General features: G+C 51.6%; 16 protein-coding genes. 13 read left to right on the top strand and 3 right to left on the bottom strand.

Going from position 1 to position 14,786, the window contains the following annotated elements; genetic code table 11:
• Nucleotides 1–3 precede the first annotated feature (3 nt).
• The 9 genes from BN54_RS06335 to BN54_RS09845 all read left to right on the top strand — a co-directional run bounded on the left by BN54_RS06335 (nt 4) and on the right by BN54_RS09845 (nt 7,813).
• A complete protein-coding gene (locus tag BN54_RS06335; protein ID WP_019206333.1) occupies nt 4–792 on the top strand; it encodes a response regulator transcription factor in 789 nt (262 codons plus the stop codon).
• Nucleotides 779–2,926, top strand: coding sequence for a peptide cleavage/export ABC transporter (locus BN54_RS06330; protein WP_019206332.1), 2,148 nt, complete (start codon nt 779–781; stop codon nt 2,924–2,926). Before BN54_RS06335 ends, BN54_RS06330 begins: the two co-directional genes overlap by 14 nt.
• Nucleotides 2,927–2,942: 16 nt before the next feature.
• A complete protein-coding gene (locus tag BN54_RS06325; protein ID WP_019206331.1) occupies nt 2,943–3,134 on the top strand; it encodes a hypothetical protein in 192 nt (63 codons plus the stop codon).
• Nucleotides 3,135–3,158: 24 nt separating this feature from the next.
• A complete protein-coding gene (locus BN54_RS06320; RefSeq protein ID WP_019206330.1) occupies nt 3,159–3,347 on the top strand; it encodes a hypothetical protein in 189 nt (62 codons plus the stop codon).
• A gap of 253 nt (nt 3,348–3,600) precedes the next feature.
• Nucleotides 3,601–4,962 (top strand): cytosine permease, encoded by a 1,362-nt coding sequence (locus BN54_RS06315; protein ID WP_019206329.1) that lies wholly within the window; start codon nt 3,601–3,603, stop codon nt 4,960–4,962.
• Between the two features lie 2 nt (nt 4,963–4,964).
• Nucleotides 4,965–6,203 carry a cytosine deaminase gene (codA, locus tag BN54_RS06310; protein WP_019206328.1) on the top strand — a complete coding sequence of 413 codons (1,239 nt, stop codon included), beginning with the start codon at nt 4,965–4,967 and terminating at the stop codon, nt 6,201–6,203.
• A 52-nt stretch (nt 6,204–6,255) separates the two neighbouring features.
• Nucleotides 6,256–6,555: a uroporphyrinogen-III synthase gene (locus tag BN54_RS06305; RefSeq protein ID WP_019206327.1), complete on the top strand. Its 300-nt coding sequence runs from the start codon at nt 6,256–6,258 to the stop codon at nt 6,553–6,555.
• 144 nt (nt 6,556–6,699) lie between these two features.
• Nucleotides 6,700–7,143, top strand: a complete 444-nt coding sequence (locus BN54_RS06300; RefSeq protein WP_019206326.1) for a LytTR family DNA-binding domain-containing protein — start codon at nt 6,700–6,702, stop codon at nt 7,141–7,143.
• Between the two features lies 1 nt (nt 7,144).
• The gene (locus BN54_RS09845) at nt 7,145–7,813 is read left to right on the top strand and encodes a hypothetical protein (RefSeq protein WP_019206325.1); all 669 of its coding nucleotides are present in this window, start codon (nt 7,145–7,147) and stop codon (nt 7,811–7,813) included.
• Between the two features lie 41 nt (nt 7,814–7,854).
• Here the strand turns inward: BN54_RS09845 and BN54_RS06290 are convergent, their stop codons facing one another.
• Both BN54_RS06290 and BN54_RS06285 read right to left on the bottom strand, forming a co-directional pair.
• Nucleotides 7,855–8,376: a DUF1836 domain-containing protein gene (locus BN54_RS06290; RefSeq protein WP_019206324.1), complete on the bottom strand. Its 522-nt coding sequence runs from the start codon at nt 8,374–8,376 to the stop codon at nt 7,855–7,857.
• A 92-nt stretch (nt 8,377–8,468) separates the two neighbouring features.
• Nucleotides 8,469–8,984 carry a hypothetical protein gene (locus BN54_RS06285; RefSeq protein ID WP_019206323.1) on the bottom strand — a complete coding sequence of 172 codons (516 nt, stop codon included), beginning with the start codon at nt 8,982–8,984 and terminating at the stop codon, nt 8,469–8,471.
• A gap of 101 nt (nt 8,985–9,085) precedes the next feature.
• Between BN54_RS06285 and nrdI the strand changes: the two genes are divergently transcribed.
• On the top strand, nt 9,086–9,553 hold the full coding sequence (gene nrdI, locus BN54_RS06280; protein WP_019206322.1) for a class Ib ribonucleoside-diphosphate reductase assembly flavoprotein NrdI: 468 nt from the start codon (nt 9,086–9,088) through the stop codon (nt 9,551–9,553).
• Between the two features lie 66 nt (nt 9,554–9,619).
• Here nrdI and BN54_RS06275 read toward each other — a convergent pair whose 3' ends face one another.
• Nucleotides 9,620–10,039, bottom strand: a complete 420-nt coding sequence (locus BN54_RS06275) for a VOC family protein (RefSeq protein WP_019206321.1) — start codon at nt 10,037–10,039, stop codon at nt 9,620–9,622.
• A gap of 203 nt (nt 10,040–10,242) precedes the next feature.
• Between BN54_RS06275 and BN54_RS06270 the strand changes: the two genes are divergently transcribed.
• From BN54_RS06270 to gnd, 3 genes are all read left to right on the top strand, one after another.
• Nucleotides 10,243–11,421, top strand: coding sequence for a CynX/NimT family MFS transporter (locus tag BN54_RS06270; RefSeq protein WP_019206320.1), 1,179 nt, complete (start codon nt 10,243–10,245; stop codon nt 11,419–11,421).
• A 182-nt stretch (nt 11,422–11,603) separates the two neighbouring features.
• Complete coding sequence (gene zwf / locus BN54_RS06265) at nt 11,604–13,085, top strand: glucose-6-phosphate dehydrogenase (protein ID WP_019206319.1); 1,482 nt, start codon at nt 11,604–11,606, stop codon at nt 13,083–13,085.
• A 229-nt stretch (nt 13,086–13,314) separates the two neighbouring features.
• Nucleotides 13,315–14,754 (top strand): NADP-dependent phosphogluconate dehydrogenase, encoded by a 1,440-nt coding sequence (gene gnd, locus BN54_RS06260; protein WP_019206318.1) that lies wholly within the window; start codon nt 13,315–13,317, stop codon nt 14,752–14,754.
• Nucleotides 14,755–14,786 lie beyond the last annotated feature (32 nt).

The following is a 14,786-nucleotide window of genomic DNA, read 5'->3' as shown; positions in this document are numbered from 1 at the left end:
ATCGTGCTGCAAGTAATCATCCTGGAAGATGACCAGTATCAACGGGCGTATTTCCAAGAGCTAGTCACCAATCGAATTATGATTAATCCGACGCCAGCAGCGTATGATATGAAGCTCGTGTTAGTGACCAGTGAAGCCCAAGCAGTGATCGATTACGTTAAACAACACTCCAACGATCCCCTACTCCTCCTGGCCGACGTTGAATTAGACCAGCAGCCACTAAATGGCGTCGACGTAGCTGAACAAGTTCGCTCAATCAGTGATTTTTCTTTAATCATCTTTATCTCTTCTTACCCATCGTACCTCCCCTTAACGATCACCCGACGCATTGAACCCCTAGACTACATTGATAAGCATTTTGACCAGGACAATTTGGCGGAACGGATTCGCCAGTCGCTCGACATTGCTTATCAGCGCTATCTTAAACGAACCATGGCCAAAGCGGTCCGCCTGTTCCACTATTCGCCCGCCAAAGGCATTCATCGTCAGATCCCCTTTCACCAGATTTACTATATTCAAGCTGTCCCTAATCACAAGCGACTCTTGGAAATCGTTGGTGAAGGCACCCGAGTGTCTTTTCACGGTGAGCTAAGTCAAATTGATAGCAATGCTTTTTTCCGGGCCAGCCGAAGTCTCTTTATCAACCTAGACCGCATTAACTCCTTTGATAGCTCGAAACGTTTAATCAGCTTTGATGACAACAATCTCATCACTTGCCAGTGCAGCGCCCGCCGGGTCGCCGCCCTTAAAAAATCTCTGCAAAGTCGAGGAAAGGAAGATGACACAATGTAAATACTATGTCCCCCAAGTTGACGAAACCGATTGCGGGGTGGCCGCTTTAGCAATGATTCTAAAAGCCTATGGCAGTACCATTCCACTTGAACGCTTACGCCAACTAGCGGGCACCTCCATTCAAGGAACGACTGCCTTCGGGCTCGTGGAAACTGCTAAACAATTTAATTTTACCGTCCAAGCCATTCAAGCAGATGAATCACTGTTTGAACTTGACGAGCTGACCTTCCCCTTCATTGTGCACGTAATTAAAAATGGGGAATTACCCCATTACTACGTGGTTACTGGGTGCCAGGCAGACCAAATTTTGATTGCCGACCCTGATCCCGGGGTTAAGTCAATCGCCATGGCACGGGAACGTTTCCTTACCGAATGGACGGGGGTTTGCCTATTAATGGCCCCCAATCAGAATTACGCTCCAGTGATTGAAACCAAGCGTAGTTTGCTGAAGTTATTTGGCTTGCTAAAGGATCAGCGCCATCAAATCTTCACTGCGACTTTTTATTCGGCTTTCGTCACTCTACTGGGCATTGGTACGGCTGAATTAACGCAGGCCATCATTGATCAAGCTGTCCACCTCACGAATTATAATTTCTTAATGCTGATTGCGGGCGCCATGATTATCACCCAGCTTGCTAACGCCCTGCTTAGCTTTGGCCGGGAATTAGTCGTCGTTAAGCTGAATCAACAGCTCGCCAAAAAAATCAATCTCGATTACATTAAACACGTCCTATCGTTACCCTTAAATTTCTTTCAAACTCGTAAAACCGGGGAAATCTTTTCTCGTTTTGATGATACCGGTAAGATCGTAGACGCCTTAGCGGGAACCAGTATCTCGATCTTCTTAGATCTGATTACTGCTTTGGCCTTCGGAATGGTTCTTTTTACCAAAAGCAGCGGGATTTTGCTCATCGCTTGCTTAATCGTTCCCCTTTTAGCCGGAATCATCCTCGGCTTTGCTAAACGCTACAATCGTTTACTACATCAAGAACTTGAAGCTGACGCAAAACTAACTGCGAATTTGATTGATTCCTTACGGGGCATTGAAACGATCAAAGCCCTCACCTTAGAAAACAATACCTACCAGCAAATTGATACTAAATATCAAGCGGTCCTCACGGCGGGACTCAAATTTGCGCGCCTCGAGCTTTGGCAGCAATCCCTCAAAACCCTTTTTCAAAATCTTTTAAGTACCTTTGCCTTAATCTATGGTGCCACCCTGGTGATGAAGCACCAATTGTCCGTCGGCGAGTTAATGGCGTGCAGTACTCTTTTAACCTACTTTATGACAACCTTGCAGAACTTGGTTGGTCTGCAACCAAAACTGCAAAATGCACAAGTCGCTAATAATCGGCTCAATGAGGTCTTATTAGTTAAGCCTGAGCCAACAGCAAAGATTACAGACTTGGCTACTCCATTCCAACAACTCCAGTTGCAAAACGTTGGCTTTAGCTATCCCCACCAAGATGCCTTGTTAAAGTCATTAAATTTGACCATTACTCATGGCGAAAAAATCGCTTTAGTCGGGCCAAGTGGGGCTGGTAAATCAACCTTTGCCAAGCTTTTAACCAACTTTTACCAACCAACTGAGGGCCAAATCCTGCTTAACCAACAAAATACCGTCAACATTGATAACCAAGCGCTCCGGCAGCTGATCCACTATCTCCCTCAAACCCCTGCCCTCTTTGCCGGGACGATCTTAGAAAATCTAACGATGCCTTACGCTACCAAACCTAGTACCGACCAGATCATTTGGGCTTGTCAAATGGCGGCGATTCACGATGAGATCATGGCCCTGCCAGCTGGCTATGAAACCATCTTAGATGAGCAAGCAACCATCCTCTCTGGTGGACAAAAACAACGGCTTGCCATTGCCCGGAGTTTGCTTTCGCCAGCACCAGTGCTGATTTTGGATGAATCAACCAGTAACCTTGACCCGCTTACAGAAGCAAAAATCACTAATAACCTAATCGCTCTCCCCGACCGTACCATCATTTTCATTGCCCATCGTCTCGCGGTTGCCAAAAAGGCCGAGCGAATCTTGGTCTTTGCTAATGGCACAATTGTCGAGCAGGGTTCTCATACCACCTTAATGGCGCAAAAATCGCTCTATCGCGACCTCGTTACTGCTTAAAGAAAGAGGGTTTCACATGCGGCTTAATCATCATTTTTATCGCCAATTTAATTTCTGGTCCTACTTAGTCCTGCTATTAGTATGTACCTGGTCCTTTTTTAAGGTCGCGTTGCTGTCCTTTTGGGGAATTGTTAATGGCGCAGTTTGGCTACTGTGCATTGTTAGTTTGGCTCAAATCCTGTTGACGCCAGCTGCTAAAAAGAACTAACCGATCAGCAGAGGAGGATTTTCAATGCAGTTCAATCGTAACTTTTACCGTCACCCCGCGTTCTACATTGATTTAATCATCGTGCTCTGGTGTAGCGGAGAATTCTTCACCACCCGTCTCTGGTCGCTTTCAGGCATTATGAACCTAATAATCTGGCTCTTGAGTTTAGCAGGGCTCTGGGAAGTCTTGGCCGTAAAATCCACCAACCACTAAAATTTTTGTCGGCGAACCAGCCGAAGTCCGCAAGGCCCTAAATCCGCCTTGACTTTCGCGCTGGAATTGCCTATAATTTTCCAAAATTCATCGTTTGGCATTTAATGCAGTCCCGTGAGGCGCAAATGACCAGCAAAATCACCCCCTTAACGTGGGAGCTTTGCCCTAGTCCGTGCCCAGTGTGGTACGGACTTTTTCTTTTGGCCGTCCAAATGCCAGGCAGAATTAAGCTAATTACAAAGGAGTTTTTGCCATGGCAGAACAACAAACTTCCAGTGAAATCACCCCGATCCCGATGGCGGCGCGTCACACCACCCGCTGGGACATGTTTGCGACCTGGGTCGGCGCCAACGCCAACAATGGGACCTGGTTTGTCGGTGGGGTGTTAGCGGCCTGCGGCTTTGCCGTTGCGATGAAGGTCTTGGTCCTTTCCTCGGCCCTGTCCTACGTCTTTTTAAGCCTGGTCGGCTACATTGGCTACCACACCGGGGTCTCCACGATGACCTTGGCCCGCGCGTCGTTTGGCGAACGCGGCAGCTACTTGCCTTCCCTGGTCAACATCACCCAGTTTATCGGCTGGACGGCCGTCAACACCTTTATCGCGGCTCAGTCGGTCTCCTTGCTTTTCCACGATCTGCTGGGCTGCCCCGTTTGGGGCCAACCGGGCGGCCAATGGGGGCTGATCGTCGGGATCTTGGTGATGAGCATTTTGCACATCATCAGTGTCGCCAGCGGCTCCCGGTCAATCCAATTAATTGAACGGATCGGGATTATCATCGTCTTGATCTTTGTCATCTGGGAATCAATTGCCGTCTTTAAGACCGTTTCATTAACCCAAATTGCCCACTGGTCGGTCCCGGTCAAGCAAAAGATGGCCACCGGGGCGGCGATTGACTACGTCGCTGCTTTTAACCTGGCCTGGGTCACGGCAGGGGCTGATTTCACCCGCTTTACCGCCCGCAAGGATAACGCCACGCTGGCCCCGTGGCTGGGCGCCATGGTCGGCGTGATCTGGTTTGCCTTCATCGGGTTGATCTCCACGATCGGGATTGCGATTACCTCCGGCGTTTACAACCCGAACAACTCTGATCCCTCCACAATTGCCAGCAAGCTTGGCCTCGGCGTGATCGCCCTGCTGGTCATTATCTTGACCTCCATGACCGCCAACGCCGTCAACTTGTTGGGGGCCGGCTCGGCGCTGTCCAATATCTTCCCCAAGCTGAAATTAAAGTACTCCCTGTGGGTGGTCGTGCTCTTGGCCACCTTAGTCACCTTCATCCCAATGTTTGTCGGCAGCTTCTTGGATACTTTTGAAAGCTTCCTGGACTACGTCTCAATGGTCTTGGGCCCGACAATTGCGATTATTTGCACTGACTTTTATTTTGTCCGGCATGGTCGCTACCAGGTCGCAGAATTTGGTAAAATAAACGGTGCCTACTGGTATGTAAACGGCTTCAACCCGAGCGCGCTGATCACCTTTGTCGTCAGCGTAATCCTCTTCTTGGCCGCCCACCAGCTCCCGCTCTTTGTGAATACGATCGGGATGACGTTTGTAGATATGGTGGTCTCAGCCGGCCTGTACGCTGGCTTGACCCGCCTGCTGGAAAGGAAGTAACCATGTTAATCAAAAATGTCCACGTCAACAACCACCACCAATTAACCGACGTTTTAATCGAAAACGGCCGCTTTACCCAAATCGCGCCCAACTTAAGCGCCCGCGGCGGCGAAGAAGTGATCGATGGGCAGGGCAAACTACTCTTGCCACCCTTCGTCGATTCCCACGTCCACCTCGATTCGACTTTGACGGCCGGCGAACCGGAATGGAATGAAACCGGGACCCTCTTTGACGGGATCCGGATCTGGAGCGAACGCAAAAAGGACCTGACCAAGGCCGACGTCAAGCGCCGTGCCAAGGCGACCCTTTTGAACATGATCGGCCATGGGATCCAACACGTCCGCAGCCACGTTGACGTGACCGATCCCCACCTGATCGCCACCCAGGCCCTCTTGGAATTACGCGAAGAAATGAAAGACGACTTAGAACTCCAACTGGTGGCCTTCCCGCAAGAGGGGATCTTAAGCTTCCCCCACGGGAAGGAACTGATGGAACAAGCCGTAAAGGAAGGGGTCGACGTGGTTGGCGGGATCCCCCACTTTGAATTCAACACCGAATACGGGTGGGAATCCGTCCACTTCCTGATGGCCCTGGCCGACAAATATGACAAGCTGGTCGACGTCCACTGTGACGAAATTGACGACCCGGCCTCGCGCAACTTGGAAATCCTGGCCACCGAAGCCCTGGAACGCCAAATGGGGGCCCGGGTGACGGCCAGCCACACCACGGCAATGGGCTCGTACAACGATGCTTACACCTACAAGCTCTTCCGCCTCTTGAAGATGAGCGGGATCAACTTTGTCGCCAACCCGCTGGTCAACGTGCACCTCGGCGGGCGCTTTGACACCTACCCGAAGCGCCGTGGCGTAACCCGGGTCAAGGAACTCAACGCCGCCGGCATCAACGTCTCCTTTGGGGAAGACGACGTTAAGGATCCATGGAACCCACTGGGCAACGGCAACATGCTCGACGCGGTGACGATGGGGGTCTACATTGCCCACCTAATGGGGTACGGTCAAATCCAAGACTCTTACCAATTCGTTACCACCAACGCTGCCCGAACCCTGCACATCCAAGATCACTACGGAATTGAAGTCGGCAAGCCCGGCAACTGCATTCTGCTAAACCAAAGCGACTTCTACAACGCCTTAAACGAACACGTCGAAGTCCTCTACAACATCCGCCACGGGAAGGTAATCGCCAAGACCGCCCCGGCTAAGACGGAAGTGTACGTGAAGTAGTTGGCACAAAAAATTACAAGGCTAATCAGCCATGCGGTTAAGGAAGCCTACCATGTTCAACAAAAAACGAAAAATTTTTCAAGCCGATATTCAAAAAGTCTATAATAAGCCAACACTAGTCCTTAGCCCACTGGTCAGGGAAAAACTGGCGGCGACCGCGCAGCAATTAGCCAACGGTGGAAAGATCAGTGCGTTAGCGGCGGACTTATTCCCTTCCCTCTTGCGCGAAAAAGCACACTTGGCGGATGATCCCGACTTCGACGCCCTCTTTACCTTGGTCCAGACCCAAGCCAGCCACTGGCGACGGGGCTTGCTCTACCCGGTGCCTGATCCGCATAAAAGTCAATTTTAAACTTAGCCCGCGTCAACTTTTGGCGCGGGTTTTACTTTGGGCGCCCACAAATTGCCACTTGCGCACCAAACCCGACCACTTAGCCCAATTGCCTTGTTTTCTGTCCTTGGGCCCTCGATAATAAGGATGAAAGGAGGGATGCGCATGCAAGTTAAAATCGAAATTGATCCGGCGGCGACCGACCCGGTGGTCACGATCCGAACCGCCACCTTAACGCCGGCCCTCAATCAATTGGTCACCCAGTTGCAAAGTCAAACGCCCACGCTAACCTTCTTTCAAGGCGACACTGAATATTATTTAGACCTCAATGAAATCCTCTTCTTTGAGGTCAGCAACCGACGGACCTGGGCCCACACTGCCACCGGGCTCTACCAAGTCAAGTGGCGCTTAAAGGACCTGGAAGCACGCTTACCGCACCACTTCTTGCGTTGCGCCAAAAGCGTCATTCTCAACTTGCACCAAATCTATTCTTTAACCCGCAATTTAACCGGCTGTGAGATTCACTTTGCGCACACCGATAAACGGGTCTTCGTTTCCCGTCACTACTACCAGGCGTTACGCGACGCCCTTGCTGAAAGGATGAACTGATATGCAAACTACCAAACGTGTGGTGGCCGGGATTTTCTTAATCCTGATCGCCCTCGGCCTCGCCTTGCAAAACTACCTACCCCAAAACATCGACTGGTGGGCCACCAGCTGGCTGCTTTGTGCCCTTTTAATTGCGGTCTACGGCTTTGCAAACAAGAGTCTGGTGGTCGGCTGTGCCGGGGTCGGGTTGACCCTTGGGGCAGCTGACCACTGGCTGCACTGGCTCAGCCTGGATACCTGGAGCTTGGCTTTAATTGGGGGGCTCTTCGGGTTGGGCCTGCACCTGATCATCACCAAGCGGCCGGTGCGGGATTGGCAAGGCGAGACGGCCTACCAACATGCCGGTACCAGCACGAGCTTTGACACCATCATGAGTTCGGCCACCCACTATTTAACCGGTGATACCGCCCTGGTCAACGGTGATGTGATCATGGGCAACGTCACCCTCTACTTTGACCAGGAAGTGACGACCCCGGTCCAAATCAATTCTGACGTTGTGATGGGTAATCTCCGGATCTTCGTCCCAGCCGACTGGACGGTCGTCGCCCATACTGACAACATCCTGGGTTCGACTACGATTGCGCCGGGCCGCCCTGCGGCTGGGCAAACTCCCCAATTAATTATCAAGGGCGACGTCATCATGGGCTCGATTGTGGTCAAACGCAACTAAAAATTGCGGTCCAGCAGTTAATCCCGCTGGACCGCAATTTTTTAGCCTTTTTTCACCGTGACCGGTGCTTGCTGGCGTTGCATCTCTGCTAATAATTTCGTCGCCAGCATCCGTTGGTAAGCCGTTTGCGCCGCTAACCGCAACAATTCATCGTTAGCAGGAGCCACTTGACCTTGGGGCGGCGTTTGCTCTAATAGTAGCGCGTTAAAGTGTTCCACAAAGCGATTATAGGTCGCTTGGGGGTAATCATTGATCGTTAATTGATCTAAAGCGGCTTTGATTGCATCTAAAGGATAGATGTTTTTTAGCAGGGCAATCACCATTACCGCGGCCACTTGGTAGCGGGAATACTTCTTTTTGACCGGGGCCATAATGACCCCTTTTTTCACGTAGTTATTGATCATTGATTTGGTAACCGGGCTGACCCCTAAGCTGGCACACCGGTCGTTAATCACTGCCACCAATTGATCAATATACAAGTTGAGCTCGGGCAATTCTTCCCACCGGCGTAATTGACTGGACGCCAAGCGCTTGCGCCACGCTTCGTATTTACTCAGGTCCATGCTAATCCCCCTCTGCTGGTTATTTCGTTTGCTGTTAGCTCTATTATAACCAAGCTAGCTCGGATCTGCCAGCACCTGGTTTTAAAAACCACTTATTCCCCCAAGCCGATCGATTGGTTTTGGTACTGCGCGGTTTGTAGCGCCGTCCCAAAGAGGTGCGCTAACGCCGCTTGATTGGTGGCCTGCCCTTGCATGGGTTCCCCCTCTGGCGACAGCTTTTGGCCGCCCCCTTGGCGCACCACCGGCAAGGTCCGAATTACCGTATACGGCAGTTCTAATTCATCCACCATTTTAACCGCATACAGGGCATCCCCCAGTAAAGTGGACGCGTTTGCTCCGTACCAGCTGATCAATTGATCAAGGTCCGCATCATCCGCCGTCCCGGCCGGCGAAAGCATCACAATCTTTTGTGGGGCGACCGGATTGGCATCCACGGCGGCGACCAAATTTCTGACCCCGAGATCCGGAGCCGAAAAGTCGGGCAGCCACCCCAGAACCAGATTTGCCGGAAACGCAAATTGCCAATTGGGGTGGCGGATGGCCCCCGTCAAGGCCACAATTTGGCGGCCCAAGTCACCTGTGAATTCATCAACTAATTCGATTCTCATCGTCCATTTCCTTCCAAAAATCCCGGGTCAACTTATTTCAAATTTCTTCGAAACCGCGTACAATAGATTATCAGAAACTAACTGACCGAGGTAAGTAAATTATGACTGATCTTAACATCCTTTATATCTCAATTGAAGGCAATACACGTTCCTTTTTAAACCGGCTGGCTTCCTACGCCGAACAACACCACGTCATTGACGCAGAGAATCCGGCCGTGCACTTAAAAGAAATTACCGACCAAACCCTCCCAACCAAAGAAAGTGCCCCCTTCTTCGTCTTTGTCCCCACCTACTTGGACGGGGGCAACGGCTTTGATTCCGGCTTTACGGAAATGATGACCAATGCCCTGGGCGAATACATCGGACAAAACGACAACGCCAGCCAGTGCATGGGGGTCGTGGGGTCTGGTAACAAAAACTTCAACGAACAATACTGTTTAACCGCCCGCAAGTACAGCGACGAATTCAAAGTGCCCTTTTTGGCCGACTACGAATTGCGAGGGACCGACCGCGACATTGAACGCATCTACGCGATCCTCAAGCAACGCGCTGCGGAATTTAACGCCTAATTAGGCCAAGCAACCAAAGAAGGGGGTGAGGGAAAACGGCCGTTTTCTCTCACCCCCGTTCTTAATTTATTCGGCTGCCACAAACCAGGTAATCCCATAGCGGTCCACCACCTGGCCCAGCTGGCCGTTAAATTGGTGGGGCCCAAAGGGTAAGGTCACCCGTAAGTCCGGGGCAACCGTAATTTGTTCGAAAAAGGCCCGCGCCGCCGCGGCATCCCCTGCAAAGGTCAGAAAAATTGATACTAAAGATGACGCTTGCGGGGTCATCATCGTTGCATCGGCGCAAAGCAATTTTTGCCCCGCCACCAAAAATTCGCCTTGGGCCGTCGTGGCCGCCAAGTTTTCACTTGGCAACCCTAAACTGACTGCTTGTTCCTCAGTCAACGGCACCCTGCGGATAATTTCCGCCCCAAAGTATTGGGCGTAGTAGTCCATTGCCACCTTGGCATTTTCAAATGTTAAATACGGATATATTTTTGCCGCCATGCTGTTCCTCCGATCTCAATCCCACCTATTGTATTATTTTGCGCTGCCTTCGTCAATTTGCCCCGGTCAGCCTGCCAGGCTGGCGCGGGTCCCTGCGGCCGTTCCCTCCGCGGAAAATTCCTTCAAGGTAAAACGTTATATGTGCTAAAATGGATTGAGTTTGACCGTGCGAAAAAATTTTCCAACAGAAAGGATTGAATATCTTGCAGCAAACACATCGCCAAACCGGCTTTCTCGTGCTGGGCTTCTTTTTACTCGGGGCCTGCATGCGGGCGCCATTTACTTCCTTGCCGTCCGTGGTCAACGAGATCGCAGCCAGCTTCCACGTCCCAGCTACTAGCCTCGGAATTTTAACGACGATTCCGTTGCTGTGTTTTGGACTGTTGTCCTCAATCGTTCCGGCCGTCAGCCGGCGCATCGGCAACGAAGCCGCCATCGCCATCGCCTTGGTCATCTTGGCCCTGGGGTCCGCGGCCCGGGTGCTTTCTTTAACCACCTTAATGTTAGGGACCGTCTTGATTGGGGTTGCCACGACTTTTATCAACGTCTTGCTGCCCGCCATCATTACCGAAAAGACCCCCGCTAAAATTGGGCTGATGACCAGCCTCTTTAACGTCTCCTTAACGATGTTCTCGGCCTTAGGGGCTTACTTAATCACCCCGATTGCCCAACACAGCAGTTGGCAAACCGGGGTGCAGGTCTTGACCGGGCTGGTCATTTTAACTGCCTTATTATGGATCCCAACCTTAAAGGGGAACCGACCAACGCCAACCCAAGCAGCTGGCGCCAGTCAAGGTCACAACATGTACCGCAACCGGCGGGCGTGGTACTTGCTGTTGTACTTTGGTCTCTCGTCCTTTGTCTTTTACACAACCGTTGCCTGGCTGCCAAGCATTGCCATGGACCACGGCCTGTCAACCAACCAAGCCAGTCTGGTGGCCGGGCTCTTCCAACTCTTTTCGATGCCGACCGCCTTTGTGGTCCCGCTCTTGGCCACTAAAGTCAAAAAGCGCGGCGCCATCGTGGCCGTTGCGGGGGGCTTGACCCTGCTGGGCTACTTGGGGTTGCTCTTGCCAATTGGTAATTTGGCCTACTACACCGGTTTGGCCCTCTTGTTGGGGTTAGGGACCGCGTCCACGTTTGGTTTGATCATGACCCTATTTGGCCTTAAGACCAGCAATCCCGCTGACACCAGCGCCTTATCAGGGATGGTCCAATCCTTGGGTTACTTGCTGGCCGCCATTGGGCCGTGGTTGACGGGGAACTTAAAAGCGGCGACGGGCAACTGGCAATTAGCCCTGTTGGTTACCATTGTCATCACGCTTGTTTTCACTGGCTTTGGCCTCTTAAGCGAACGTCACGACCAAATCATTGAAAAATAATTTCGACCTAGACCAATTTTGTTTGACGTTTAACAATTTGCGGTGCCATCCGGTCGTCTTAGCCATTCCATTCGCTTCCTACCGGGCTTGGGACCCGCTTTTTCCGTGCAGAGCCGCCAAAGAAAGTATATAATTGCTACTGTTAGAGCGAATTTTATGTAGATTCTAGAGGAGTGAACATATTGGCTACGGAAAACATTGCTTTGATTACCTTATTTGGGGCTGCCGGTGACCTTGCCCACCGTAAGCTCTACCCATCCCTGTTCAAGTTATACCAAAAGGGATACCTCGCTGACCACTTTGCTTTGCTCGGGACTTCCCGGCGGGAAAAGAGTGACGAAGAATTCCAAGCGTTGGTTGCTGATTCCATCAAGGACATCAAGGAAACCAAGGCTGGGGAAGCCGCTGCTTTTGCTAAGCACTTCTTCTACCAAGCCCACGACGTTACCAAGCCGGAACACTACGACGTCTTAAAGGACCGCCTGGCCGAATTGGACCAACAATTCGGGACGAAGGGCAACCGGCTCTTCTACATGTCCGTGGCACCGCAATTCTTTGGGGTAATTGCCATGAACATCAAGAAGCAAGGCTTATTGACGGACGAAGGTTACAACCGGCTGATCATGGAAAAGCCATTCGGCCGCGACTTCGCTTCCGCTAAGGAATTAAACGACGAATTGTCCCAAACCTTTGAAGAAAACCAAATCTTCCGGATTGACCACTACCTGGGAAAGGAAATGGTACAAAACATCCAAGCCCTGCGCTTTGGGAACACGATCATTGAATCCCTGTGGAACAACCGCTACATCGACAACATTCAAGTTACCCTGAGCGAAAAGTTAGGGGTGGAAGAACGGGCTGGTTACTACGACAACTCCGGGGCACTGCGGGACATGGTTCAAAACCACATTATGCAAGTGGTCGCCCAATTAGCCATGGAACAACCAGTTTCCTTTACCGATAGTGACGTCCGGGTGGAAAAGATCAAGGCTTTACGGTCCCTGCGGGTGTACACCCCATCTGAAGCTGCTTCCAACTTCGTTCGCGGCCAATATGACGCTGGCGCTGACACGCCGGCTTACCGGGATGCTGACGGGGTCCCAGCTGACTCCGCTACGGAAACCTTCGTCGCTGCCAAGCTGTTGTTTGACAACTACCGCTGGTCAGGGGTGCCATTCTACGTCCGGACCGGGAAGAAGCTGGCTGACAAGTTCACCCGGATCGACGTGGTCTTCAAGAAGCCGTTGATCGACATCTTTGCCAACCCGCGGATGATGTCTGATCAATCCTTGAAGAGCAATGTTTTGACGATTTACGTGGAACCAGAATCCGGCTTTGCTTTGCGGGTTAACGCCAAGAGTACCGGCCAAGGCTTCAAGACCGAACCCGTCGACTTGAAGTTCTTGCAATCCGCCGCGGAAAAGAAGGAAGCGCCTGAACCATACGAACGGCTCTTCCACGATGCCTTGGAAGGCAACCACACCAACTTTGCTTCTTGGGCTGAAATCGCCTACTCCTGGAAGTTCGTTGACGTGGTTCGCAAGCTGTGGGACATCGAAGAACCACAATTCCCGAACTACGCCCCTGGCTCAATGGGCCCAGCGGCATCCGACGAATTGTTGGCCCGCGATGGTCGCGCTTGGATCTACAAGTTAAACAAGTAAATGATTACTCAAAGCGTCCCGCTTGCGGGGCGCTTTTTTGTGGTTAGGCCTCGTTAAAATTTTTCACCACCGGTGCAAGCGCCTTGATCCCCGTTTCATTACAGATGGCAGCGCTTCCGGCGAAATTGGTCTTGCTCAACGATTAGCAAAAACGTTTCCGTTTCAGAAGTGATCTGTTATAATGGGGCCTGTAAGTATGTTTTATTAGATTAAGGAGTGTGACAACACAATGTCAGATCAAAAGGCACAAATTGGTGTGATCGGTCTTGCCGTCATGGGTAAGAACCTGGCCTTGAACATCGAAAGCCGCGGCTTCACGGTCGGCGTTTACAACCGCCACCGCGAACGGACGGACGAAATGATGCGCGACCACAGCGAAAAGAAGCTCGTTCCTAGCTACAGCCTGGAAGACTTCGTAAACTCCCTGGAAAAGCCACGTCGGATCTTGATGATGGTCCAAGCTGGTAAGGGGACTGACGCTGTGATTGACGGCTTGCTGCCACTGCTGGACAAGGGTGACGTGCTGATCGACGGTGGGAACACCAACTTCCACGACACGATGGCCCGCAACGCTAAGTTGGACAAGTCCGGGATCAACTTCATCGGCATGGGGGTTTCCGGTGGGGAACTGGGTGCCTTGCAAGGTCCTTCCCTGATGCCAGGTGGTCAAAAGGAAGCTTACGACCTGGTTGAACCAATCCTGACCCAAATTGCCGCCAAGGCCGAAGATGGCAAGCCATGTGTGACCTACATTGGGCCAAACGGGGCTGGTCACTACGTTAAGATGGTCCACAACGGGATCGAATACGGGGACGAAGAATTAATCGACGAAAGCTACAACGTGATGCGCAACGTCTTAGGCCTCTCCGTAGACGAAATGGCTGACATCTTCGCCGAATGGAACAAGGGTGAATTGGACTCCTACTTAGTTGAAATCACCGCTGACATTCTGACGCGCAAGGACGACTTGGGCGCTGACAAGTCCAAGCCGATCGTGGACATGATCCTCGACCGGGGGGCAAACAAGGGGACTGGGAAGTGGTCTTCTGAAACTGCCCTGGACGGTGGTGCTCCACAATCCGTAATTACGGAAGCCGTTTACGCTCGTTACATCTCCATGATGAAGCAAGAACGGGTTGCCGCAAGCAAGGAATTGCCAGCCGATGTTGAAGCCGTTAACCTGACGGACGCTGAAAAGAAGGAATACATCGAAAAGATTCGCCAAGCCCTCTACTTCGGGAAGGTGATGTCTTACGCCCAAGGGTTCGATCAAATGCGGATCGACTCCGAACGCTACGACTGGAACCTGCAATACGGTCAATTAGCCCAAATCTGGCGCGAAGGGTGCATTATCCGGGCTCAATTCTTACAAAAGATTACGGACGCCTACGAAAAGAACCCTGAATTGAAGAACTTGCTGTTAGATGACTACTTCAAGGACATCGCAGCTAAGTACCAAAAGGCAATCCGGGAAGTCGTAGCCTTGTCCATCAAGGCAGGGATTCCGGTACCGGCATTTGCCGCAGCCATCAGCTACTACGACTCCTACCGGGCTGAAGTGCTGCCAGCTAACCTGCTGCAAGCACAACGGGACTACTTCGGTGCCCACACCTACGAACGGGTGGACCGCGAAGGGAACTTCCACTACAGCTGGTACGAAGAACAATAGGCTTTGGCCACACGCAAAAAGCGACGAGCACC

The organism is Limosilactobacillus ingluviei str. Autruche 4 (genome assembly GCF_000312405.1).
GTDB classification, from domain to species: domain Bacteria; phylum Bacillota; class Bacilli; order Lactobacillales; family Lactobacillaceae; genus Limosilactobacillus; species Limosilactobacillus ingluviei.
Note: the sequence above shows the minus strand (reverse complement) of the source record. Positions and strands in the feature narration are given on the sequence as shown.

Bases quoted from the DNA above. Each gene is read 5' to 3' on its own strand.
- BN54_RS06275 (WP_019206321.1), bottom strand. From the start codon at position 10,039: ATGGCGGCAAAAATATATCCGTATTTAACATTTGAAAATGCCAAGGTG.
- BN54_RS06325 (WP_019206331.1), top strand. From the start codon at position 2,943: ATGCGGCTTAATCATCATTTTTATCGCCAATTTAATTTCTGGTCCTAC.
- BN54_RS06305 (WP_019206327.1), top strand. From the start codon at position 6,256: ATGTTCAACAAAAAACGAAAAATTTTTCAAGCCGATATTCAAAAAGTC.
- BN54_RS06320 (WP_019206330.1), top strand. From the start codon at position 3,159: ATGCAGTTCAATCGTAACTTTTACCGTCACCCCGCGTTCTACATTGAT.
- BN54_RS06315 (WP_019206329.1), top strand. From the start codon at position 3,601: ATGGCAGAACAACAAACTTCCAGTGAAATCACCCCGATCCCGATGGCG.
- BN54_RS06300 (WP_019206326.1), top strand. From the start codon at position 6,700: ATGCAAGTTAAAATCGAAATTGATCCGGCGGCGACCGACCCGGTGGTC.
- gnd (WP_019206318.1), top strand. From the start codon at position 13,315: ATGTCAGATCAAAAGGCACAAATTGGTGTGATCGGTCTTGCCGTCATG.
- BN54_RS06290 (WP_019206324.1), bottom strand. From the start codon at position 8,376: ATGGACCTGAGTAAATACGAAGCGTGGCGCAAGCGCTTGGCGTCCAGT.
- BN54_RS09845 (WP_019206325.1), top strand. From the start codon at position 7,145: ATGCAAACTACCAAACGTGTGGTGGCCGGGATTTTCTTAATCCTGATC.
- nrdI (WP_019206322.1), top strand. From the start codon at position 9,086: ATGACTGATCTTAACATCCTTTATATCTCAATTGAAGGCAATACACGT.
- BN54_RS06330 (WP_019206332.1), top strand. From the start codon at position 779: ATGACACAATGTAAATACTATGTCCCCCAAGTTGACGAAACCGATTGC.
- BN54_RS06285 (WP_019206323.1), bottom strand. From the start codon at position 8,984: ATGAGAATCGAATTAGTTGATGAATTCACAGGTGACTTGGGCCGCCAA.
- codA (WP_019206328.1), top strand. From the start codon at position 4,965: ATGTTAATCAAAAATGTCCACGTCAACAACCACCACCAATTAACCGAC.